The sequence below is a fragment of the 'Catharanthus roseus' aster yellows phytoplasma genome (assembly GCF_004214875.1).
GTDB lineage: Bacteria > Bacillota_I > Bacilli_A > Acholeplasmatales > Acholeplasmataceae > Phytoplasma > Phytoplasma asteris.
This window is the reverse complement of record NZ_CP035949.1, coordinates 47,586-71,364: the sequence shown is the minus strand read 5'-3', so window position 1 is coordinate 71,364 and position 23,779 is coordinate 47,586. Positions and strand designations below refer to the sequence as shown.

Genomic DNA, 23,779 nt, shown 5'->3' with positions numbered 1-23,779 from the left:
TTTTATTCTTATTATAATTACGTTTTTTTTACTTTTTTTATTTTAGCTTTATAAGGTTTGTTAGTTTTCTTAGATTTGTTGTTCTTACTTGGTGGAATTGGCATTTTAGATGACAATTTATAAATTAAAAAGATAATCATCAAAAAAGTAATAATGGAATTAAGATATTTTAAATAAATTTTTTCTGGTGTAAGTTTTATTACTTCGGGTTGAAAAAATTCCAAAATAAAACAAAGTAAAATAATCAATCCATCTGTTAACAATAAAGTAGAGATAAAAGGAACTTTTAATTTGTTTTTTAAAATAAGCTGAATAACATTATTCCCACCAATAGTAGCATTATTTTTCATAATTAAAGTAATTCCTATACTTTGGCATAAACTCAAAATACAAGGAACTAAAAAGTATTTTAAAAACACTTTCAAGGCGTAAGGTTGTTTATTAATGAAAGTAACTATCCATTTTAATTGGTCTTTGGTACAAAAGTTATCAAACAACTTAACACCTAAAATAAATAAAACAGTTGCAAAGATAGCTTTAATAAAAAAATCACGCCCATAAATAAAATACCTAAAATAAAGGTAAATATTTGAAAAGCATAAATATAGTTTTTAACGTCGGAATCTTTTACTTCCTTCTGGACTGATATTTTCCAAATAGATTTAGTTAAAAACGATGGATCTCCTAAAACTAGATCCATTGGTACTACAAAAAAAAGTAACTACTATAATTAAAAAAAAGTACCTAAAAATATTTGAAAGATATTTTTTTTGATTTATAATTTTGGCTTTTTTCACAAAAAGTAACCCTTTCTTAAAACAATAATATTTTAAAACATAATAAATTTTTTGCAAACACTAACAAAAGAGGGATCATTGTAATTATTGTTATTAAAAAATAAATTAATTTAAAAATGAAAAAAAGTTTTTAGAAAGAAATAATAAATAATTTATTATTGTTTTGTGTTTTCTTTTTTTAAAAAAATATTAAATAAATTTTAAAGATTCTTGTTATAAAATATTATAACAACCATGTCTATTATAACATAAAAAAAATAAGGGTGGGTTTTTGAAGCTCAAACTTTATTAATTTAATAACAATTTAATACTCTAAATCTTAAAAATAACTCTATAATAACCCTATATTTATCAAAAATATACTAATAAAATAATAAAAAAATTCAATAATGACATTATTTTTGACGTTTTTTACGCAAAAAAATTAATAAATTGCAATTCAATAAATAATTAAAAATATTGAAATTATTTTTTAATAATTTTTATTTTGTTTTTCGTTGGAATGCAAAAAAACCCAAACTAATTAAATATTTTGGGGATAAAATATGCATTCTTTACTGGGGGCGAATTATTGGAACGTTTTAAGTTACTAAAAAACATCACAAATTTAATATAATATTTTTTCATTTAATTAATAAAATTTTGTCATCAGGTTTAAGGATTTGAGTGCAATATTGGCATTTTCCTTCATATGGATATGTTTCTGTAGGTTTATCATTTTTTTCTCGCTTTGTTTTTAAATTATTTCTATTTTAACTTGATCTACTTCATTATCTAAATATTTTATTATTCTATCTGGGTCAAATTTCATAGTTTTTGAAATTAATTTTTCATTTTCATCGTATTCATTTTTACATTCGTTGCCGCTATAATAATAAGTAGTAATTATTTTATTAGGTTTGCCATTTGAAAATGTTTTTGTTATTTCTTGTTTATTTAATTTTGATTCAACATATTTTGTGATATCTTGGGAGTTTGAGGAAAAATTTGTATCTTCAAAAGATAATAATGAAATATTTTTTTGGCAATTAGGTATATTTGTGGAATGATTATATTCTTTATCTACTTTTATTGTAAATAAACTATTAAGAATTGTTATACCTTCTTTGTGGTAAACAGTTCGGATAAGCATTTTATTTTCGGGGTTGTATTCCTCAATAGCTCCATTAGGAAAAATAATATGTGTAATTTGATTTTTTTCATTGGTTATTTTTTGGGCTTGATTTAGTCCAGGGTAATCAGAGTTGTTTATACGTAGGATTTCTTGCTTAAGGAGATTGTTTGTGCAATTCAAAATAATTTTTTGATTTCGCAAAATCCTTTTATTAATCATTATTTTTTTGTTAGTTAAGGGCGGATTTATGGGTTCTATTTCATCAATAGTTCCTTCTGAAATCATCTTATATATTTTACCATCTTCATTAAAAAGTAAAAGTTGTTCAATATAATTAGAAGGAATACGAGAATCCTCATATGTTTCTAAAACTTTTTTCTTTTTTGGTTTCTGGATTATATTCAACATAGCCGCCTTTAGGGTAAGTTATTTTATATATTTGTCCCTTATCATTTTTATGAATTTGTCCACTCATTTTAGCTAAAGGATCAAAATCAGCAATTTCATTTGCATCATGATAACCTGTTTTTTGATTTCTTTTATTATATTCACGAATAAAAAGAAAAGTAATTATGGCAATAAAAATAATTATAACAAAAGTATATATAATATATGAAGATTTAATTTGTTTCATTTTTTTACTCCTTTTTAAATTCGGTTATGATCTCAAAATATTCACTCTATAATAATTTATAGTTTTGAAAATAAATCAATCAAATAATTATCCAGTTTACAACACAAATATAATCTCCCATAATTTTTTTATACATTATCGCAATTGATTATTCTTATTATAACATATCACCTAAAACCAACAACAACAATAAACAATCTTTAAATAATAAAATAATAACTTACAAATAAGGAAAAGACCAACTATTTTTATAGTTGGTCTTTATATTTAATATTAATATTATATCTTATTTTTGAAATTGACTTTGATATAGTTTATAATAAAATCCTTTATAATTTAATAATTCTTGATGTGTTCCTTGTTCAATAATAGCCCCTCTATGAAGCACTAATATCTTATCAGCATTAACAATAGTAGATAATCTATGAGCAATAACAAAAGCAGTTTTATTTTGAATTAACTTTTGAATGGCTTGTTGTAACAAAATTTCAATTCTAGTATCTACATTAGAAGTAGCCTCATCCAAAATTAATATTTTAGGATTACTTAAAATAGTCCTTGCAATAGTAATTAATTGTTTTTCTCCTTGTGATAAGTTATCTGCTTCTTCATTAATTTGCATCTGATAACCATTAGGCTTAGTATTAATAAAATAATTAACTTGAGCTTGTTTGGCTGCTTGTATTATTTCTTCATCAGTTGCATCTTGTTTACCATATTTAATATTTTGCCAAATAGTATCTTTAAAAAACCAAGTATCTTGTAATACCATTCCAAAAATAGTTCTTAAATTATCTTTCTTTAACTCGCGAATATCAACTCCATCAACTTTAATAGACCCTGCATTAATATCATAAAAACGCATTAAAAGATTAATTAAAGTAGATTTACCTGAACCTGTAGGACCTACAATAGCTATGGTTTGTCCTGGCTTGGCAACAAAATTAATATTCCTTAATAACATATCTCTTTTATTATAACCAAAAGAGACATTTTCAAAAACAACTTCTCCTTGAGGATTGGCAATAACTTGAGGTTTTAGCACTTCAGGAGCTTCTTCAATTTCATTTAAAAAAGCAAATACTCTTCTAGAAGCAGCATTAGCAGATTGTAATAAAACTGACATATGACCTATTTCAATAATGGGATTTCCTAAACGCCACACAAATTGTAAAAAACATCTAAAAAGTCCTATTCCAATAACTCCTACTCCTAATTTAGTTAAAAAAAGAGGTATATTATGTCCTTCAATCAAAAAAAATCCCATCATACTAACTGCAATTAAAGTAAAATGAGTAAACAAACATACAATTGGCGAAGTTAATCCAGACAAAAAATTAGATTTCAAAACTAACTTTTCTAAATACTTACTTTGATAACTAAACTCTTCAATAACTGTATTTTGTTGATTATATAAAATAATTTCTTTATATCCAGTATATTTTTCTTGTAAAAAACCATGATGATTCCCTGATGCATCAAACCTTTGAATAAAGATTTTCTGTGATTTAGTAAACACTTTATAAATAGCATAAAAGGAAAAAGGAATCATCATAAAGACAATAATACCTAAAAAAAGATGTAAAACAAACATAAAAAAAACAATCATTACAATCATTAAAAAAGCAGCTAACATAATAGAAAAAGATTGTTGCAAGGCATTAGAAATAACTTCAATATCATTTGTCATCCGACTCATAATATTTCCTAAAGTATTAGAATCAAAGTATTTAATAGGTAAAAGGTGAATTTTTTTTTGCACATCTTGACGCAAATCTCTCATCCCTTGATGAATAGATGAAATTAACATTTTATTAAAAAAGACACGACACATAACAACAACAAAATATAAAAATAAATTAATACATAAAATAAAGATAATATAAGACATAATATCATTGCCAAAAAAAGGAACAGAAAAGGAATTTTTATCTTTATAATAATTTTGAATTTTATCAGTAATAAATCTACCTTCAAAATAAAACAAAAAAACATTAAAAAGGGAAGCTACAAAAATTAAGAAAAGCCCTAAATTAATTTGTTTTTTAAAAGGTTTTAAATATCTCAAAATTCTTTTCATACAACAACCTCTAAATTTTGGGATTTGGCAATTTCTTGATAAAGAAGACAATTTTTCATTAATTCTTGATGAGTTCCTATAGCTTTCATTTTTCCTTCTTCTAAAACAATAATTTTATCAGCATTAATAACAGAAGTGAGTCTTTGAGCAACAATTAACACTAAGGCTTGATCTTTCATTTCAAAAAAAGCTTTTCTAATTTCATATTCAGTTTTATAATCAAGAGCTGAAAAAGAATCATCAAAAATATAGATATCAGGTTTTTTAAGAAATCCTCTTGCCATAGAAAGCCTTTGTTTTTGACCCCCTGAAAAATTAGTACCTAATTCACTTACTCTTTCATTAAATTTATGATTTTTATTTTGTACAATTTGATAAGCTTGAGCAAGTTGCAATGCTTCTGTCATTTGATTTTCTTGAGGATTTTGTTTGCCAAAAGCTAAATTACTTCTAATAGTTCCTTTAAATAAAACATTTTTTTGAGAAATAAAACTAATTTTATTACGCAAATAATTAAGATCATATTCTTTAATATCAATATCATTAATTTTAATAGCACCTTCGCACACATCATAAAGGCGAGGAATAAGCCCTATTAGGGTTGATTTTCCTGAACCAGTAGCACCTACAAAAGCTACAATTTGTCCTTGTTTCATACTAAAATTAATCTTTTCTAACACGGGTTGTGTAGCATCAGGATAAGTAAAAGTGACATTTTCAAAAGACAAAGTTTGAAAAGGCATTTGCGGTTTTAAAGGTTTACAAACATTTTTAATTTTAGGGGTAATATTTAAAACATTTTCAATTCTTCTAACAGATACCAAAGTTTTAGGAAACATCATAAAGAGTAATAAAAAATCTAAAATAGCAAATAAAACATGAAATTGATAATCAATACATGAAAGAAGTTTTCCCGTAGTAAAATCAGGATGACTTTGAGTTAAATAATATACTCCTACTCCAACATTAATCAAAATAGAACAATTTAAAAACAAATAAAAGATAGGATCAATAGAAACCATAAAATTAAATAATTTAATAGAAAAAAAACTATATTTATGATTTACTTTAGAAAAACGAGAAGTTTCATATTGACTTTGGCGAAAAGCACGAATAGATTTAATCCCAATTAAATTTTCGCGAGTAATAACATTTAATTCATCTAATTTTTTTTGTTGTTGCTGTGATAAAATATAAGATTTTTTAAGAATAATAAATAAGGTTAAAACTAAAAAAGGAGCAACAAAAAGGATTCCTAAAAGCAAAAAAGAAGCTACATAAAAAATAGCAACAACACTAACTACAAGCATAATAGGAGACACAACAGCAGTACGGTAAAAAACAGAAATGAAATTCATTATTTGAAAAACATCCAAAGTAGTATAGTTAAGGATAGAAGAAATCCCTAATTGTTTCATCTCAGTGGGCGAAAAAGTTTGTACTTTTTTAAAAATATCGACGCTTAAATCTTGAAAAAGCAAGGATGATACTTTGGAAGCACAATAATTAAGAATTAGATTTCCTATAAAACCACAACAAGCACATAAAGCTAAAAGCCCTAAAAGTGCGAAAGGATCAATTTGATTTTTATTATAATCAATAATAAATTTACCAATTATAAAAGGAATTCCCAATTCACTACAACAAACAAACAAAACAGCAATTAAATTTAATAACAGCAACATTTTGTATTTGAATAAATATTTCCAAATAATTTTCATTAGTCTAAACTCACAATTCCTTTGTTTATATGGTTAATTTTTTTGTTGCAATTTCTTTCAAGTAATAATGGTTAAAAATAAGGATAAAAAGGGTGAAAATATAAATTAAAATAAAAATAATAAAACGTAATAAAAAAAGACTATTAAAAATAGTCCCTTATAATTATTTTAATAACAACTAAATAATATTTATTGTTAATACTAACTTGCAATTACTTATTTGATTTCAAAATATCTTTAATTTCTTCTAATAAAGCAATTTCTTTATCAAGACTTTGTTGTAAAAGTAACATATTCTTATCGACTTTATCCTTTTGCAAAGGATTTTTCCATGACATTAAAGTTAAAATAGTATAAATAATAAAAGAAAGCAACAAAAACTCTAAAATAGTTTGCAAAAAATTACCATAACCAAGATAAGTATTAGCTTTAATTTCCAATTGCAAATCTTTTAAAGCCCCAGTATAATTAAACAACAAAGAAAAAAGAGGCATAATAATATCTGCTACCAAAGAACTTACAATTTTGGCAAAAAGTTGTCCTATTACAACTGCAACAGCTAAATTAATGACATTACCACGAGCAATAAAAGCTTTAAAACCTTTAGCAAATTTCAAAGATTTAGAGGTAAAATTATAATTTTCTATCATTTAAAAACTCCTTTTTAATAAAAAATTAAAGATAGGTTTTGTAATTATTTTAGTTATTGTATCAAAATAAAGGAATAACAAAAGTCAAAAAAAGGATTCAAAACTCTTTAAAATTTTAGATTTTAATATTTTTATAAAACAATTTTAATAAATAACAAATATGAAAAAATAATTTGAAAAATCAAAAATGGGATGTTTTTTTAAATGGGTTGAAATTAAATTATTGCAAAACTCAAAAAGAAAAACGCAAAACAATACTTTAAAATCAAAAGACCAACCAATAAAAAACCAACTTTTAACACTTTAAATAAAAGGGTTTTTTACATTTGTATTATAACATTTTTTAATTATAAAAATAGCAAAATATCTAAAAAATATTTAATTATAAGTGTTTGGGGTTCAGTGAGGTTTTTTCTTTTGTTCTTTATATTATAAACAAAATTAACTAAAATATTAAAAAAATATTAAAAGTTCTATAATCTATTAATAAACTAGATATTAAAAAAGGAAAGAAACACACAATATTAAATATTTTATATAATTAACCTAATTCTTTATTTATACCATAATAAAATAAAAAAAGAGCAAACAAATAAGAAATGCTGCCAACTAATCTAGACCATTCAAAAATTTGAATTTCAATTAATCTTTTTCCCTTTTGTTCTTGTTTTTGGGTTTCTTTCAAACATTTCTTTAAACTATTAATTGATTGTAAAACATAAGTTTGTTTTTTAATAATTATTGCAAAATATAAAAACCTCAAACTAAGTAAATAGTTTGAGGTTATAATTATGAATTATGTTTTATTTGTAGTTAATGAATTTATTTTTTACCCTTAAATAAACGAAAAAATAATTATAATAATATTAAATACCTCTTTCCAATTTAATATAAATACTTAAATTTTTATCTTTTATCATTTTTTATATTACCTAAATAAGTAATAACATATATAAAAGGTTCAAATATAATACAAAATACTTCTATACTAGAAAGCCATAAAAAATTAACTAAAATCCATTCACATTCTTTGGCAAGCACTTTATTTTTAGCAAAGTTATCTAATTGATGTAAAACATAAACCCATCTTAAAATACCTATGATAAAAGTTATTAAGGATAAAAAATATAAGGATAATAAGAAAAAAGAAGTTAGAAAAATAATTATGATAGCAGTATAAAGAAAAACAAATAATTTCACCAATAAAACTAATAAGAAAAAATATTTTTAAAACTTTAATGAATCCAGGATAAACTTTAATTTTATTTATTTTATATAAAACAGTAATAAAAACTAAAATCAAAATAGTAATTAACAAAGATATTAAAGGAACTAAAGGAATTAAACGTTGAATAAAATGGGGGAAGTCCAAATATTATTTCCCATAAAAGCGGTAAAAGCAAAATAAAGCAGCATACAAAAACCTACTAATATAACAACCATCAAATGAAGAGCTATCGGCAAAAAACAATTCCAATAATAAAGACTTAATTTATAAAAACAACATATCAAAATAATGATTAATTTAAAGCCAATTAAAAATAAAATCAATTCCTTTATATTTGTTATTTTGGTTTGTAAAAAAGAATATAATGTACTGTGATAGTGGCTTAATAACTGATAAATAATTAATCCTGATAATAAACAAAATAAATTAAGGATAAAAAAATTTTATAAAAACCATCTTATAAGAAACTATTTTATCAGTTTTATTAGAAACATGTTTTTGCATTAATTTATTTATTTTTTGATTTTTATGATTATGAGATTTTTTTAACAATTTATTAAAATACTCAGGATTATCAAAAATGAAATCTAAGAACTTCATATTTATCAATCCTCCTTATAATTTTAGTTTGTTCTTTTACCACAATAAATATTTAAATATTGAGGACCGAACCCGTGTTTAGGTTTTAAAATATTAATTAAAACATGCGAAGAATTAGAAATTTCACTTTTTTGGACTAACCTATAAGATCTTTTGTTATTATCTAAAAATAATTCATAAACTTATATAACATCTTCAGAAGGAAAATGAACTGAAAATCGAATTGTTTTTTTATAATAATTATTTGTTATATCAAAAATAATTTTTTTATTTATATACGCATAAGATTTGTATTTTCTTTCTGCTGCCTCAGCTGCTTCAAAAACCTCAGGAAAAAATACTTTGCCCCAAAAACTACCTACTGCTTTTTTAGTACTTTTTTTCAAAGTTGTTTTAGCAATAGCATGTCATACTTTTTGATTAATCTTTTTCTTAATATATTCTTTAATTCTTTTTTTAACTATTTCTGTTTTTATAGAATGTGGCAATGTTTTAACAATATCTTTGCCAAATTTCTCAATTTGTTGAGGGGTTGCTTCGAAATTGTTATCTATTATTCCTTCAAAAAAATCTTTAGCTATTTTTAAAAGGGTAGAATCTGTAGGACAATCAAAAAAAGTAAGTTCTACTTGTTTAATTTCGTCTAATTGAGAAAGATCAAAAAAGAAAAAACCTTGTTCTACATTTTAATTCAAATGATAATCTAGCATATCGTTAAACATAGCAATTTTAGAACTTGGCAAAAATTCATCTTTAGCATCAAACCCAAAGCTAACTACTTTTTTAAAACCAGGAATTGGGATAAAATTACTTGCTATTAAAGCAGTATTTTTTATTAAATGATTTGCATTTACAAATTCTTTATATGAATGAAAAGGAATGGGTTTGATTCCTGAAAGACCATAAAAAACTCTAGCATTATCTGAAAAAGTATGCCCATCGGAATGACGCCAATCAAGTACATTATGTTTTTGAGAATAATCTGGTTCATAATCATCAGGATTAAAAGCCATAACTTTAGAACTTGTAAATGAATAAAATAATATTAAAAATAAAAAACTAAATAATTGTAATTTCTTAAAATAAAGTTTTTTTAATAAAAACAATATAACCTCTTTTTAAATTTTATTTTATTATGTATTTTATATTTAGCATAATTAAAATATTAATTAAAAAAGATTGATTACTTTCATATAAAACACCACCATTTTATTGAATTTAATAAAAATATATAAATCAATATCAAATAATTATCTAGTTCACAACACATAATATAATCGTCCATAATTTCTTTATACATTATCGTAATGAATTATTTTTATTATATCATGTTTATAGTGTATTTATATAAATATTTAATAATATAAAATATTTAATTTTAGTGGCAAAAGTTATTTTTCTTTAAATAAAAATGCAAAGCATGTTAAAATTTTAAAAACAGAAAGAAAAATTTGAAAAAAACTACCAAACAAAAGATATATAATAAACCATTCATATTTTTTAGGAATTTGTTCTTTTACAAAAAGATCGAGATTTTCTAAAGTAATAGTCCACATTAAAATACCTATAATTAAATTAAAAAAAGACCACAATAAAGAAGCAAAAAATAGTCCATGGATTTTGTAAATTGATACCCAAACCAAATAAAGCTAATAATATTGTACCAAAAAAAAGAAACCATAAAAAGGATTTTGGTTTGCAAACGAAATTGAGTTTTTTTAATATTATATAAATAAGTGGCAAAAGCAACAATTAAGGAAGTTGCTATAATAGGGATTATTATCAAAACCAAAGACAAAGATTTTAAAAAAGGATCATTATTTAATTCCAAGAGAGTAGGGACAAAACCTATAAAAATAAAACCTGAAACTAAAGCAAATAATGAAATCCCAAATTTTAATAAAGGATTGAAAAGATAAAACCCAATGCCTACAAGAAATGATGAAATTGCTAAAAATCAAACCCCAGGGCACCATTAAGATACCAAAATAAAGTTTTATTTTAGCATCTATATTATTTACTTTTAATAAATCATCAATAGCAAATTGACAAAATGCAGAGATATCAATAATATAAATTTTTAATTTTAAAGATTTAATAAATTCTAAATATTTATAAATATTAGATTCGGTTTTGAAAAAAAGATAAACAGATAAGCCACCAAATACAAAAACACATAATAAAATAAAAAAATTAATAAAAACAGTATTATGAGTTACTAATTTGATTTTTTTACTTAATTGGTAATTTTTTTTGATTTTTAATTTCTTCAATTTTTTCTTGTACTAAAAAAGTAATATCGTCATCAGGATTACGTGGTTTTAATATTTTTTTACTCTTTTAGAAGGATTAATTAAGTGTTCAAAACCCATATTAAATACCTCTTTTTTAGAATTTATAAGTTGTTTGTTTTCTAAAATAATTTATGGCGAAAATGATTTAGTTTTGGGTTTGATTTGAAAGTTATATATTTGGAATAAAATAAGTTATTTTCTTTGGTATAGATTAGTGCAACAAAATAAAGGATAAGAATAATGATAAATATTTATAACAATAAATATAATAAATTATGAATTAATTTTTTGTTAGAAATGATAAATTGCAAAATTATAAAACACGCAAGAAACAAAAAAAACAGCAAATTATTAAGTACATTCACATGTTTTATTTTTTTGTAACATGTTTTATAACCTCCTTTTTAATCTTTCCCTCATTGATATGTTTTTTTCTTCCCAAAAAAACGCCAATGAATTAATTTTATTTTACCACTAAAAATAAAGTTTCAACACAAAAATACTTATTTTAGTATAAAAAGAAAGGAATTATGATAAAAATAAATGTTTTTAAAAACAAAAAAAAGCTAGTTTAAAAACTAGTCTTTTTGTTTATTGTTGATTGTGTCTTAAAAATAAAAATCTTCATCTTGCAACGCCTCAGAGCGCATTTTTTGATAACCATTTCCCTTCATAGAAAAGTTATCCATAGTTTTAGTCTCAGTATTAAGTCCATTAATGATAACAGGATTTACATTTTCGGATGGAAAAAAAGCATCAAATCCCAAATTCATTAAAGCTTTATTGGCATTATAACGCACAAATTTATTAACATCATCTTCTAAATTTAGTTTATGATAAATGGCATGAACTAAGGAAGTTTGGGTTTGATAGAGTTGTTGCATCAAATCATCTAACCATGTTTTTAAAGTTTGTTGGGTAGGCTTATCAAACAGTTGATAAATTTCAGTTGCAAGACGCCCCACATAAACACCATGAATACTTTCATCACGAATAATTAAATTAATAATTTCTCCTGATTGCATTAATTTACCTTGACCATAAAAATATAAAGAATAGTAAAAACCACTGTAAAACAACCAAGTTTCTAAAAAAACCGATACTGCCATAGCTTGCCACTGAGTTTTTTTAAATTCCAATTCACTAAATTGTAAGGAGGATTGTTTTTTCAAATAAATTTGGTCTTCCAAAGCCTCATAAACTTTTACAATTACTTGCATCATAGTTTGAAGGCTTGTTTGCTGGTTGCCCCACAAAAAAAGTTGATTAATTTCTTTGTTAGTTAAATAACTCATAAAAATATTAGAATAACTTTTAGCATGTACTGCATTTTCCATAGCTCCCATAAAATTAAGGGTAGCTTTTTTTTGGTGTTCATGTTCTTCTAACGAACGAGCAATAACAGGCATACCCAAATCACCTTGATAAGTATCTAAAAAAGTAAGAACTAAAAGATTGCGGGAATAAGCAGTTTTTTCTTCTAAGGTAAGTTCACTCCAAGCAGCAAGATCACCTTGCAAACTGATATCTTCAGGACGCCAAAATTGGCTTAAATTTTGTTCATAAAAAAAATGGGTATATTTGTCTTCTAACACATTCCAGTTAGCTCCTTGAAAAGGTCTTTTAGAAGTTGGGTGGGGTTGTGAATTTTTGGTTTTCATTGATTTGCTCCTTTTTTCTTTTAGGGTTTTTGAATTTTTCAGTATAAATTAATTGGGATAAAATTGAAAGGGTTGTGATTTGGGATTGTAATTTGGAAAATAATGAAGGTATTTATTTTGATATAAAAGAGGTTGAGGCAAGAAATAATCTTTGTTAAGAATAAAAAAAGACTATCCATTTGATAGCCTTATTTTAGAAAAAACAAAATCACAAAAAACCAAGTACGAGAAGCAATCAAACTTGCCTGAGATTTATAAATATAGTGTATTAATGAAAGTTTTATTCCATTAATTATTTTTTATTCGGTTTTATAGGGTGTTTTTAAACACCACAAGCCTCACATTCATCAATTTTTAGCTTTTGGGTTCGTGTGTAATAAAGGGTTTTTATCTTTTTATGATGAGCATAAAGATAGTATTTTTGTAATTCACGCGTAGTAATATCAGATGTAATACCAAGTTCAAACGAAATACCTTGATCAACGTGCTTTTGGGCAATGGCAATAACATCAATGAGGTCGTATTTGTTCATTTTATAAGCAGTGGTGTACATAAAGGAAGCTTGTTTTAAGGCAGGCATTGGACAGTAAGTTTTGGAGTTGCCATAGGTTCGTTCCTCTACTAATTGTTTTACAGGAGTCAAAGAAGGAGTTGCTCCCATAATGTATCCAATTGAGCCGTTTGGAGCCACTGCGAGGCGATGAGAATTGTAGAGCCCAAATTGCATAACATCTTGTTTGAGTTGGTGCCAATCGTTTTGCGTGGGCAAGGTGATGTTTTGGAACATTTTTTTGATTTTGGCAGTTTTGGGTAAAATTTCACCGCGATTGTCAAAATAACTACCATCAGCGTATTTGGATTGTTCAAAACGATAAAACTTTTTACCTGTGGTTTTAGCTTTATTGCAAGAATGAAGAAGGCTGTAAAAATTAACGGCATTGAAAAAAACATCAATTAAATCTTTGTTTTCTTCACTTCCAAAAGCAATGTAATTTTGAGCTAAAAAACCGTGATGACCCATAATTCCAAAACCTACACTGCGGTTAAGAAAATTAGCTTTGGCAACAGCTGGCACATAACTAATGTTAGTGTTTTCAGAAACACAGTTCATTACTTCCATCGCCATAAAAACAGTTTCTTGAATGGTATTGTTAGTAATCATGTTTCCCATGTGTCCTGATGCTAGATTGCATGAAACGTCCATACCAATTTCGTCTTGTTGGGTTTGATGGTAATCTTTGTAATGTGAAGTGATAGTGGGTTGGAGGATTTCAGTACATAAATTAGAAAACTTGACTTTCAGATCGGAAGTGTTTGCTTGATTGGTGTTGTCGCAAAACATTAAGTAAGGATAGCCTGATTCGCCTTGCATGTGGGCAATAAGTTCTAAGAGTTGGCGTGGATTGATGGCTTTTTTTTGCACTTTGGGATTGGCAACTAGAATATCGTACCAATAGTCCATATCAACTGCGATGTCAGCAAAATTTTTGCCGTATTCTAAGAAAACAGTGTGCGGGAAAAAGGTATACATAACTTCTTTGTTGCGGGCAAGTTCAATCATTTTATTAGGAACTACAACGCCCAAAGATAAAGTTTTAACACGAACATCCTCGTCAGCGCTTAATTTTTTCGTACTTAAAAAATCAATGATATCGGAGTGAAAAACGTTCAAATAAACAGCGCCAGCACCTGTACGTTGTCCCATTTGATCAGCATAACGGAAACTGTGGTCTAATAATTTGCACACACCTACAACACCTTTACACACGCCTTTGATGCCTTTGATAGATTCACCTTTGGCACGCAAATTAGTGATGTTAATCGAAACGCCACCGCCAATTTTGGAAAGTTGCATCGAAAATTCATTAATGCGGGCAATGTCGTTTAAAGAGTCACCAGCTTCTAACAAAAAGCAAGAGACAAATTCGCCACGATGTTTTTTGCCTGTGTTGAGCAAAGTGGGAGTTGCAGGAGTAAAGTCTTGGTTGATTAAGGATACAATGAGGCGTTTGGCAATTTCAAAGTCACCTTTGGCATGATAAAGGGCGTTTACTGACAAGCGGTCTTCGTAGGTTTCTAAATAGTGTTGTTTGTCACGAGTTTTAAGGGCGTAATCGTGGTAAAATTTGAAAGCTCCCATAAAAGTTGGGAAAGTGAAATTCTTTTGGTAGGCAATTTGGTAGATTTCTTTAATTTGCGAGTGGGTGTATTTTTGCAAAAAAGCACTTTCATAATATTCGTTTTCTTGTAAAAAAGTTAATTTTTCTTGCAAAGTGGCAAAACGTTTTAGTTTGGGCAAAACTCCTTCTTGCAAAAAACTTTGTAAAGCTTCTTTATCTTTATTGAGGTCTTTGATGTTTCCTTGTTCGTCAATAATTTGATTGTTGAGTGTAATCCAAGGTGGCAAGACGTTTTTTTTTTGGGTGAGTGTTTGAAGTTGTGCTTGCGTTTGGGATTGATAAGAAGGCAATTTTTGGTCGTTACAATAGCAAGCAAGCCATTTTTTTAAAAAAGCTCTTTCTTCTGGCATGCCCGAACCTTCGAATTTGAGAACCAAAGGCACATTGTAAGTAGAAGCGATGGTGTCGCCTGCTTTGCCATAGTTTTTGCCCCAATTTTTATTGCCAGACACAGCAACACCTATTACTTTGGTAGCGTTTTTGTCTAAAAAAGTTTTGGCATCATCAGATACTTGTCCAAATTTCACACTGCGAGTAAGTAAAAAAACGTTTTCATCGGTTAATTTGAAAAGGGCATCTTGGATATGTTGAAAGGAAAAGTCTAGACTTTGAGCCATTTCATAAACTTGACCTTGCAAGAGACCATCATAAATAACTTTAATTTTTTTGGGAAATAAGGCTGGCATTAAAAACTCCTTTTGCTTCTTTGGCTTTTTTTGTGATTTTTTTTTGTAGTTTGATTTAATTCATATTTGCATTTCAATAATGCATTTCAGTTAATTTAATACATGAAAAAGTTAAAATTGTTTGGAATAAGTTAGCTTACTGTCAAATATATTACGTATTTTAAATAATAAATTAAATTTGCATGCATTATATTATTATTCTAATAATATGTATTTTATATTAATATTATATCAAAAGAAAAAAATATAGCGGCATTAAATGGCTTAAAAAACATATTTTAGAAAAGGCTTATTCGTCAAAATAATTCGTCCCAGTATAGAATAAATATTTAAGCTACCAAATTATTTAGGTAATTGAGCAGATGCAAAATGAAAAAAAGTAAGAAAAAGATGAATGTAGGAGGGGATAAAACATGCAAATGGGCTTTTAGAAATGCAAGAAAACTCTTTAAAAAAAGACCAACTCAAAAGTTGGTCTTTATATTATTAAAAAATATTAAGTTGTCTAAATAAATGAAACAGTTAGAAAGTTTTGAAACAGTTAAAAAATATGAACGCAACTTATCCACTAACTCTTTATTATTGAGCAAAATCCTATTTATATCATTTGGATATAAAGTTTTTTTATTATATAATTCTTGAGCTATTTTTCCCTAAAGTTCTTTATTATTTTCTATAATGGTGCAAGCTTGTTTGTATAATGCTTGAATATCTACTTGGTCAAAACTATTATTTTCCATCAATTTTTTTCAATACCATTTGTATAATCATCATCAATGCCAGAAAATATTTGTTCTTTTGAAATTTTGCCTTGATTAGCCAATATTTGTTGAGCTGCAGCCCCACCCCAATATAACAAAGTCATAGGTTTACAAATACCTTGTGCTTGAATATTTGTCAATGAATTATAACCCAAAGTTGTTGATCCATCAGAAGTGGTTTTTTGAATACAAATTTTATGTATAGCAAACATAGAAGGGAACTTTAAAGTTAATATAGATTATAACCACCCGCAGTTCCCCACGGAATAATAGTTATTTTTTGCACCTTTTGAGAAAAAGGCAATTTCAACCCTATAATAGCATGTCCTACTTCGTGATAAGCTACCATTTTCCTTTCTTCTTCATTGTATTTCACTGATTTTTTTGCAGGACCCATTAAAACACGGTCAATTGCTTCTTCTAATTATTGTTTAGTAATTAAATCTTTATTATTTCTAACAGTCAAAATAGAAGTTTCATTAAGAACAGCTTCCAGTTGAGCTCCACTCATTTCAGGTGTCATTTTAGCAATACAAAACAAATCAAATAAAGGATCTATTTTTTTTATTTCTAGCATGTACTTTCAAAATAGACTCTCTTGTTTTAAGATCGGGGAATCCTACTATTACTTGTCTATAAAAGCGTCCTGGACGTAGTAAGGCAGGATCTAGAACGTCTATTCTATTAGTAGCAGCAATAATAATTACTCCCAATGATTTAGTAAAACCGTCCATTTCGGTAAGTAATTGATTAATAATAGAGCCATCATCATTTTGAATAGCACCTCTTTTTTTACCAATAGTATCTATTTCATCAATAAACAAAACACAAGGAGCATTATTTCTTACTTCTTTAAATAAATTTCTAATCTTTTTAGCTCCTACACCAAAATAAGGATCTACCATTTCAGAACCAGAAACAGCATAAAAAGGCACTCCTGCTTCTCCTGCTAAAGCTTTTGCAAGTAAGGTTTTTTCTGTTCCTGGAGGACCCGAAAGAATAACACCTTTAGGAATTGATGCTCCCATTTTTTCATATTTTTTAGGATGCTTTAAAAAATCAACTAACTCTTTGAGCTCTTCTTGTTCTTCTCTATTTCCTGCTACATCTTCAAAGTTAAAAAGAAATTTTTTTTATTAGAAATTTGATTTTTTTTAGATGAATTATTTGTAAGAGTTTTAATAGAATACATAATATAGATGCCAAACAAAAAAATATATAAATTCTTAAATAAACTTAAAATAATTTCTAAAGGATTAAAACTAAATTTTTTTTCTGTCATATTATCTAATAGATTACTATTTTTTAATATAGAACTGTTAAAAAAATATTTTTTTAATTCGTAAGTCAAAATACTATTAAACCAATTGCCATTTTGATCTTTAATTACTATAAGATAGTATTCTTGATTATTGGCATTATAAAAACTATTTTGTTTATAAAATAATTGAATTTATTTTACTTTTTTATTTTCCAGTTTTTGAAACACTTGATCATATCTTATTTTTTTTCTGGTAAAAATATATTCTTTAAAATCGTTACTTATTATTTGTTATTGTAAATTATAATATTTTTGGTATTTATAATTATTTAATTACTTAAAAACTTAATGACTTAAAAACTTAATGACTTAATTAATTGCTCATTAGTGAAAAAAACCTAACAAAAAACTATTAGTAAAATCTTTATTCAAGTCACTATAAACCCTAACTTTATTTTTATTTAATAAAGGAATCAAATTCATATTTTGAAAATTATCCATTTCAATTTGTTTCAAAATCTTAAGAAAAAATTGATTTTCTTGTAGGGTTTGGTCAGAAGAAACAACTAAATAAGTTTTTTCTATAAAATCTACAAATTCCCCAATATTAAAAATTAATTCATTATTAGAAGTTATTTTGTCAAAAAAATAAGTTTTCCAATCATCATTATTAGCATATTTTTTCCTAAAAACTTCTACTAAAGGATCATTATTTAAATCAATTACTATATTTCTTGATTCTTCATTTACTTTTTCTAAATTAAAAATAAAAGCTAATCTATTAGTTACATTATTATAATACACATCACCTATATTTAAAATAAAATCACAGTACTCTTCATCACTAATGATAATTTCCAAATTGGAATTGGTAAAAACACTTTCCAAAGATTGTTTTAAATATGAATAGACCATATTTTCAATTTCTTTTTCTGGTTTTGGCAATAACAATTTTATTTGTGCTTCATGGTTTGCTTGTGGATTTTTTTCTTTGTATTCTTCTTGCACTTCATTAAATAATTGTCTAGCTTTGGTTGGATCAAAACTTTTGTTCAAAGCTTCATCAAAATTATAATTATCAAGTCCTAAAAAAAACTTTTAAAACATCACAATGTTGTTGGGTATTATTATAAGTAGTATTGTCAGTTATTAAGGCTACTTGACTTACATAAGACAAACTAGGATCATAAAAAAGTTTATTTTTTTAGCTAATGCATTTCTATTAATTGCATAAAATAATACTTTTCTAAATTTAGGATGATTTATAAAAAATTAAATTTAGGGTTGTCCTCTGAAACTCGTTTTTCTAAAAATATATTTACTTGTTCTACTGAATCAAACATTAAAATATTATTTGGGTTTATAGGATTTGTTTGTGCCAAAGCAAAAAAATCTTTTTCTTCCATTATATGTGTTTCATTCAATGAATTAGTTTGCCATAATTGATTTTGATCATCTACATTTGACACTATTTTATAAACAACTTTTTCTAATGGATATTTATCAACATTAAAATGATGTTTGTTTTTAACAAATTCCCAACATTTTTCATTATATCCTTGTGATAAACAATAAACTCCATAAGAGATAAAAGGATGTTGTTTGGTTGCATATTGAGATTGTATTTCTTCTTCTTTGTTTGTAAAATAAGCAGCTTCAAATTCTTGTTGTGGAAATAAAGTTAAAATATTTAAGTTCTTAAATAAAGTTAATAAATGTTGGGTTTCAGGATAAGTTATTATAAAAGAAGTATCATTTATTTTTTCAAAAACAATATCTTTTAACAAAACATTATTTTTATCACATGAATAAATATTGTCTTCATTTGATTCTAGAGTTTCTTTAATTATTTGTTGATGTTTTTCCAAACAATATGCAATTACATCAGCATTAATGGGTTTTTCATTTTCAAACTTTAAACCATCTTTTAAAACACATTTGAACTTTTTAGACTTAATATATCTTTCTTTGGTCTCATGATAATGTTCTTCTTTCAAAAAAGAAGTGGCTACAAAATCATTTTTTTATCATCAAAATATAAAGAGAATGCTTTTAACAAAACTAAAGTATATTGTGGTTTGAATTTAGCTACTTGAAATTTATTATTTTGAATCAATTTAGAAAAATCATTTTCTTTGGAAGCCAAACCTTCTTGTATAGCCAAATGCCAGTTAGGTTCAGTATTAATAAAATTAGTTTTTAAAAGAGCAAACATTTCTTTTTGTGCTGAATTTCCTTCACTAAATGGATGTAAGGAGGGGATGTTTTCTTCTAGAAGACTTTTTTGATATACTTTATCATTTATAACTTGCAATTCTTGTGTTTTTTCATTTGTTGATTGCAAAATTGGGTCTTTTTGAAATTTTTTCCAGTTTATAGCAACTACAAAAGCAATAATCAATATTGCCAAAAATCCTACTATAAATAAGATTATTTTTTTATTTTTGTCTAAAAATTGTTTGATTTTCATGATAAATATTATCCTTTGAATTATTTAGTTTTTGATTGAATGTAATTTTCTTGCATGTCTAAACTAATTTATCTATTTGTTCTTTGGTAATTGTTTCTTGTTCTAACAATAAATTAGTTATTTTATCAAGCAAGGATTTATTTTGGGAAATAATTTCTTTGGCTTGTAAATAACAATTATCAATTATTTTTTTAATTTCTTGATCAATTAATGTTTTATCAGAAAACTCTGAATCTTGGCTTACTCCAAGGTCGCTCATGCCGTATTTAGTAACCATTAAGCGAGCTATTTTAGTGGCTTGTTTAAAATCATCATAAGCACCAGAAGAAACATCATCAAAAATTAATTCTTCAGCCACACGTCCCCCTAAATAAGATGTAATTTGGGTAAGCATACGTTTTTTAGATGAAAAGAAAGTTTCTGTTTCTGGTGTCATTAAATTATAACCGCCCGAATTCCCACACGGAATAATAGTTATTTTTTTGCACCTTTTGGGCATGTTCCAACTTAATTCCTATAATAGCGTGTCCTGCTTCATGATAAGCTACCATTTTTCGTTCTTCTTCGTTGTATTTAATTGATTTTTTGGCAGGACCCATCAAAACACGGTCGATTGCTTCTTCTAATTCTTGTTTAGTAATTAATTCTTTTTGATTTCTTACAACTAAAATTGAGGCTTCATTGAGGACAGCTGCAAGTTGAGCGCCACTCATTCCTGGATTTTGTTTTGCTATTTGATAAAAATCAACACTTGGAGCAATTTTTTTGTTTCTGGCGTGTACTTTTAAAATAGCTTGTCTTGCTTTTATGTCGGGTAAGCCTACATTAAATTGTCTATCAAATCTTCCTGGACGAAGTAAGGCAGAATCTAACATATCAACTCTATTGGTTGCTCCAATGATAATTACTCCTAATGATTTAGTAAATCCGTCCATCTCTGTTAAAAGTTGATTTAGGGTTTGTTCATGTTTGTTATCTAGTCCACCACGCTTTTTGCCTAAAGTATCTATTTCATCAATAAATAAAATACAAGGAGCATTATATTTAATTGTAGTAAACAATTTTTGGATTTTTCTAGCGCCTAAACCTAATAAAATGCCATCAAACTCCGAGCCAGAAGCGGCATAAGGTACTTTTGCCTCTCCTGCAAGTGCTTTTGCAAGTAAGGTTTTTCCTGTTCCTGGAGGACCTGATAATAACACTCCTTTAGGAATTGAGTCTCCTGCATATTCATATTTTTTAGGATTTTGTAAGAAGTCCACTAGTTCTTTGAGTTCTTCTTTTTCTTCTTCGTTTCATGCCACATCTTAGAAAGTAAAAGAGATTTTTGTGAAGCAGAAATTTTAGTTTTACCTGACATATTCCCACCTAATAAATTATTTTGTCGCAAAATATAAACTACAAAAATAATAACTTGAGCAGGAACTAATATATCAAATAAAAGCACAATAACATTCAAATGAAAAACCTTTTGCGAAGGAACTTGTTTAATTAAATAAATCATATCCACATGATATAATTTGGTTTTAAAAAAATTATCATCAATATCTTGGATTTCTACATTATGATAAGTGCTAAAACTTTTCATTTGGCGAGTGCCGCCTTTACTATAACGCACAGATTTAATTTTACGAGATTCTAATTTTTTCCAAAGTTCATGTTCAGTAATTATTTGTCCTTTGGGTTTAAACTGCCCTATACCTAAAAAATTACCAATAATAATAATCAATATTGTTAAAATAATTAAACTGATTTTTAAATTTTTTTAATTTGAATAAATATGGATTTGCCTTTTTTATCTAAAATGAATTTTGTTGTTAATATTGTTTAAATATTTAGCATAAATAATATATAATTTTAAAAATCAAAAAGTTGTAAATAATTAGGATAATCACGATTAACATCATCAAAAACAAGATATTTTTGAATAGTTGTTAAAGGAATACGATAAAAACTTTGATATAAATCTTTTTCTAAAGTTTGAGCTATATAAGTAAAAAACTCTTCTTTAGTCTTAGCATCAATATTTTGAACTTGTAATAAACAAGTACTTACAATACCTATTATTTGGTTTGCATTTCCTTTCCAAACACCATTTTCTTCAATTTTTGGAAAGTTTACTGTTTTTGTATTTATTGTTCCTTGTTCCTTAGTTTGTGCAATAGTAGTATTAGAAGGCAGTGAGAAAAAATTCTGGAAAGCTTTGGAATCGGTTAAATCTAAAATTTCCATTTCGCCACCTGTATTAATTAATTTATCATACCATTCAGGTTTTGCTAAATCATTTTGAAATTGATTTACTAAATAATCTCTAAATGATTTTAAATTGAAATTTATTTCTTTGTCTTTGTTTTTATCAGGTAATAACTGATAAAGAATAGTATCTGGATCATCTTTATCCTGATATGCAAAAACTAAATAATTGCTTGCTGTATCCAAATTTTCAAAAAAAGCCGCCTCTTCTTCTGGTGTCATATCATCCATGCTCACTATATTAAGTTTGAATTTTATTTTATTTGGACCCAAAGCATCTTTAAATAATTTTTCCCAAAGTTCAGCCATTTTCTGCACTTTATCACAATTAAAGCCGCCTTCAAAATTTATTTGAATTTCTAATGTCTGAGGAGTTTCATTATTATAGAATTGTTGTAAAAAGTTATTATAAGATGTTTTTTATAATTATTTTGCAACCTCATAAGTTTGTTGGGACTTTAATACTTTCATATAATCTAAATTAGTTTGGTTATTGGCATTTAGAACACCATCTTCTTGTAATAATTGATTAACATTATCTTTATGTTGTTGGGTTAAATTATAATAAGAAGCAGTTTTAGACACTTTAGCTTTATCAGAAGATAAATTAATAATAGGATTGTTGTCTAATTTTTGACGTGCCATACCATAAAATAAAGCTTTTCTAAAATTAAGATCTTTTAATAACCCAGAACCTTTTTTAAATAATCGTTTTCATCATTTTCTATATTAACTCGAAATAAAGATATAAAATCAGAAGAAAAAATTGGTTTTAAACCTGGATGATTTGTATAAATATCTAAATAATTAAATTCTCTTGGCATAAAGGGAACTACAAAACTCAATTTATGTTGTTTTAATAATGTTTTGTGTTCTTCTAAAGGAGCAATTAAAACCTCTACTGTTTTTGGTAAATTAGTTTGAGGATTATCATAAGTAAAATCATTTTTATTTTTAACAAAAACCCATTTTTTAGGATTATAACCTTCTTGGACTTTATAAGGACCATAAGATACAAACGCGTACCGCAACTTAACATCGCTTCCTACACATGAATCTTGAAAATTTTGAGGAGATAAAAGAACTAAATTATTAACTTTTTTAATACTTTTAACAAAGATTTAGGACTTTGATATTTTATTTTAATTTATAATTATCTACTTTTTCAAAACATTGATTTAATTGTTGTACTTGTGTTAAATTTTGATCTTCTTTCAGATCTAGACCAAGGTTTTTTAATCCTTTAACTTTGTTTTTGAATTGCACTGTTTGATCTTGTGTATTGGAATTAGAATAATAGTTATCATAATATTTAATATATTTTTCAATGGTATTTTATACCACATCACAATTAATTTCTTCATCATTTTCAAATTTTAATCCTTGTTT

General features: G+C 26.0%; 22 protein-coding genes and 2 pseudogenes. 1 reads left to right on the top strand and 23 read right to left on the bottom strand.

The window, feature by feature from the left end; translation table 11 throughout:
• Positions 1-17 precede the first annotated feature (17 nt).
• The 10 genes and pseudogenes from EXT02_RS00315 to EXT02_RS00275 all read right to left on the bottom strand — a co-directional run.
• Positions 18-593: pseudogene (locus EXT02_RS00315) on the bottom strand (YitT family protein); the annotation flags it as partial.
• Positions 594-1,533: 940 nt separating this feature from the next.
• Positions 1,534-2,316 carry a hypothetical protein gene (locus EXT02_RS00310; protein WP_130427334.1) on the bottom strand — a complete coding sequence of 261 codons (783 nt, stop codon included), beginning with the start codon at positions 2,314-2,316 and terminating at the stop codon, positions 1,534-1,536.
• Positions 2,267-2,545 carry a hypothetical protein gene (locus EXT02_RS00305; RefSeq protein ID WP_130427332.1) on the bottom strand — a complete coding sequence of 93 codons (279 nt, stop codon included), beginning with the start codon at positions 2,543-2,545 and terminating at the stop codon, positions 2,267-2,269. The genes EXT02_RS00310 and EXT02_RS00305 overlap by 50 nt, the downstream gene beginning before the upstream one ends.
• Positions 2,546-2,831: 286 nt before the next feature.
• Positions 2,832-4,625 carry an ABC transporter ATP-binding protein gene (locus EXT02_RS00300; protein WP_130427330.1) on the bottom strand — a complete coding sequence of 598 codons (1,794 nt, stop codon included), beginning with the start codon at positions 4,623-4,625 and terminating at the stop codon, positions 2,832-2,834.
• Positions 4,622-6,346 carry an ABC transporter ATP-binding protein gene (locus EXT02_RS00295; RefSeq protein WP_130427328.1) on the bottom strand — a complete coding sequence of 575 codons (1,725 nt, stop codon included), beginning with the start codon at positions 6,344-6,346 and terminating at the stop codon, positions 4,622-4,624. Before EXT02_RS00295 ends, EXT02_RS00300 begins: the two co-directional genes overlap by 4 nt.
• Before the next feature lie 212 nt (positions 6,347-6,558).
• On the bottom strand, positions 6,559-6,996 hold the full coding sequence (gene mscL, locus EXT02_RS00290) for a large conductance mechanosensitive channel protein MscL (RefSeq protein ID WP_205737033.1): 438 nt from the start codon (positions 6,994-6,996) through the stop codon (positions 6,559-6,561).
• 541 nt (positions 6,997-7,537) lie between these two features.
• Positions 7,538-7,681: a hypothetical protein gene (locus EXT02_RS02885; protein WP_165383228.1), complete on the bottom strand. Its 144-nt coding sequence runs from the start codon at positions 7,679-7,681 to the stop codon at positions 7,538-7,540.
• Positions 7,682-7,902: 221 nt separating this feature from the next.
• Entirely contained in the window at positions 7,903-8,196 is a 294-nt protein-coding gene (locus EXT02_RS00285) for a hypothetical protein (RefSeq protein ID WP_130427326.1), read from the bottom strand.
• A gap of 810 nt (positions 8,197-9,006) precedes the next feature.
• On the bottom strand, positions 9,007-9,210 hold the full coding sequence (locus EXT02_RS00280) for a hypothetical protein (protein ID WP_130427324.1): 204 nt from the start codon (positions 9,208-9,210) through the stop codon (positions 9,007-9,009).
• A 300-nt stretch (positions 9,211-9,510) separates the two neighbouring features.
• Complete coding sequence (locus EXT02_RS00275) at positions 9,511-9,837, bottom strand: hypothetical protein (protein WP_130427322.1); 327 nt, start codon at positions 9,835-9,837, stop codon at positions 9,511-9,513.
• A 723-nt stretch (positions 9,838-10,560) separates the two neighbouring features.
• On the opposite strand from EXT02_RS00275, the gene EXT02_RS00270 reads away from it, so the two are divergent.
• The gene (locus tag EXT02_RS00270) at positions 10,561-10,743 is read left to right on the top strand and encodes a hypothetical protein (protein WP_130427320.1); all 183 of its coding nucleotides are present in this window, start codon (positions 10,561-10,563) and stop codon (positions 10,741-10,743) included.
• 983 nt (positions 10,744-11,726) lie between these two features.
• Here EXT02_RS00270 and nrdF read toward each other — a convergent pair.
• From nrdF to EXT02_RS03100, 13 genes and pseudogenes are all read right to left on the bottom strand, one after another.
• On the bottom strand, positions 11,727-12,779 hold the full coding sequence (nrdF, locus tag EXT02_RS00265; RefSeq protein ID WP_130427318.1) for a class 1b ribonucleoside-diphosphate reductase subunit beta: 1,053 nt from the start codon (positions 12,777-12,779) through the stop codon (positions 11,727-11,729).
• A 322-nt stretch (positions 12,780-13,101) separates the two neighbouring features.
• Positions 13,102-15,645 carry a class 1b ribonucleoside-diphosphate reductase subunit alpha gene (gene nrdE / locus EXT02_RS00260; RefSeq protein ID WP_130427316.1) on the bottom strand — a complete coding sequence of 848 codons (2,544 nt, stop codon included), beginning with the start codon at positions 15,643-15,645 and terminating at the stop codon, positions 13,102-13,104.
• Between the two features lie 739 nt (positions 15,646-16,384).
• Positions 16,385-16,618, bottom strand: a complete 234-nt coding sequence (locus EXT02_RS00255) for a hypothetical protein (protein WP_071345303.1) — start codon at positions 16,616-16,618, stop codon at positions 16,385-16,387.
• Between the two features lie 17 nt (positions 16,619-16,635).
• Positions 16,636-16,803, bottom strand: coding sequence for a hypothetical protein (locus EXT02_RS03010; RefSeq protein ID WP_240682818.1), 168 nt, complete (start codon positions 16,801-16,803; stop codon positions 16,636-16,638).
• Positions 16,804-16,948: 145 nt separating this feature from the next.
• Positions 16,949-17,434, bottom strand: a complete 486-nt coding sequence (locus tag EXT02_RS03005; RefSeq protein ID WP_240682817.1) for an AAA family ATPase — start codon at positions 17,432-17,434, stop codon at positions 16,949-16,951.
• 617 nt (positions 17,435-18,051) lie between these two features.
• Entirely contained in the window at positions 18,052-18,723 is a 672-nt protein-coding gene (locus tag EXT02_RS00245; protein ID WP_130427314.1) for a hypothetical protein, read from the bottom strand.
• A gap of 206 nt (positions 18,724-18,929) precedes the next feature.
• On the bottom strand, positions 18,930-19,664 hold the full coding sequence (locus tag EXT02_RS00240) for an ABC transporter substrate-binding protein (RefSeq protein ID WP_130427312.1): 735 nt from the start codon (positions 19,662-19,664) through the stop codon (positions 18,930-18,932).
• Positions 19,665-19,675: 11 nt separating this feature from the next.
• A complete protein-coding gene (locus EXT02_RS00235) occupies positions 19,676-20,137 on the bottom strand; it encodes a hypothetical protein (protein ID WP_071345295.1) in 462 nt (153 codons plus the stop codon).
• 58 nt (positions 20,138-20,195) lie between these two features.
• A pseudogene (locus tag EXT02_RS03180) lies at positions 20,196-21,890 on the bottom strand (ATP-dependent metallopeptidase FtsH/Yme1/Tma family protein).
• 104 nt (positions 21,891-21,994) lie between these two features.
• Complete coding sequence (locus EXT02_RS00220) at positions 21,995-22,699, bottom strand: hypothetical protein (protein WP_130427308.1); 705 nt, start codon at positions 22,697-22,699, stop codon at positions 21,995-21,997.
• Positions 22,700-22,816: 117 nt separating this feature from the next.
• Positions 22,817-23,035, bottom strand: coding sequence for a hypothetical protein (locus tag EXT02_RS00215; protein WP_130427306.1), 219 nt, complete (start codon positions 23,033-23,035; stop codon positions 22,817-22,819).
• 35 nt (positions 23,036-23,070) lie between these two features.
• Positions 23,071-23,421 carry a hypothetical protein gene (locus EXT02_RS00210; protein WP_071345292.1) on the bottom strand — a complete coding sequence of 117 codons (351 nt, stop codon included), beginning with the start codon at positions 23,419-23,421 and terminating at the stop codon, positions 23,071-23,073.
• Between the two features lie 106 nt (positions 23,422-23,527).
• Positions 23,528-23,656 (bottom strand): hypothetical protein, encoded by a 129-nt coding sequence (locus EXT02_RS03100; RefSeq protein ID WP_276318973.1) that lies wholly within the window; start codon positions 23,654-23,656, stop codon positions 23,528-23,530.
• Positions 23,657-23,779: the final 123 nt, after the last annotated feature.

Bases quoted from the DNA above. Each gene is read 5' to 3' on its own strand.
- EXT02_RS00305 (WP_130427332.1), bottom strand. From the start codon at position 2,545: ATGAAACAAATTAAATCTTCATATATTATATATACTTTTGTTATAATT.
- EXT02_RS00300 (WP_130427330.1), bottom strand. From the start codon at position 4,625: ATGAAAAGAATTTTGAGATATTTAAAACCTTTTAAAAAACAAATTAAT.
- EXT02_RS00295 (WP_130427328.1), bottom strand. From the start codon at position 6,346: ATGAAAATTATTTGGAAATATTTATTCAAATACAAAATGTTGCTGTTA.
- mscL (WP_205737033.1), bottom strand. From the start codon at position 6,996: ATGATAGAAAATTATAATTTTACCTCTAAATCTTTGAAATTTGCTAAA.
- EXT02_RS00275 (WP_130427322.1), bottom strand. From the start codon at position 9,837: ATGGCTTTTAATCCTGATGATTATGAACCAGATTATTCTCAAAAACAT.
- nrdF (WP_130427318.1), bottom strand. From the start codon at position 12,779: ATGAAAACCAAAAATTCACAACCCCACCCAACTTCTAAAAGACCTTTT.
- nrdE (WP_130427316.1), bottom strand. From the start codon at position 15,645: ATGCCAGCCTTATTTCCCAAAAAAATTAAAGTTATTTATGATGGTCTC.
- EXT02_RS00255 (WP_071345303.1), bottom strand. From the start codon at position 16,618: ATGTTTGCTATACATAAAATTTGTATTCAAAAAACCACTTCTGATGGA.
- EXT02_RS03010 (WP_240682818.1), bottom strand. From the start codon at position 16,803: ATGGGTCCTGCAAAAAAATCAGTGAAATACAATGAAGAAGAAAGGAAA.
- EXT02_RS03005 (WP_240682817.1), bottom strand. From the start codon at position 17,434: ATGGGAGCATCAATTCCTAAAGGTGTTATTCTTTCGGGTCCTCCAGGA.
- EXT02_RS00235 (WP_071345295.1), bottom strand. From the start codon at position 20,137: ATGAAAATCAAACAATTTTTAGACAAAAATAAAAAAATAATCTTATTT.
- EXT02_RS00220 (WP_130427308.1), bottom strand. From the start codon at position 22,699: ATGGCTGAACTTTGGGAAAAATTATTTAAAGATGCTTTGGGTCCAAAT.
- EXT02_RS00215 (WP_130427306.1), bottom strand. From the start codon at position 23,035: ATGGCACGTCAAAAATTAGACAACAATCCTATTATTAATTTATCTTCT.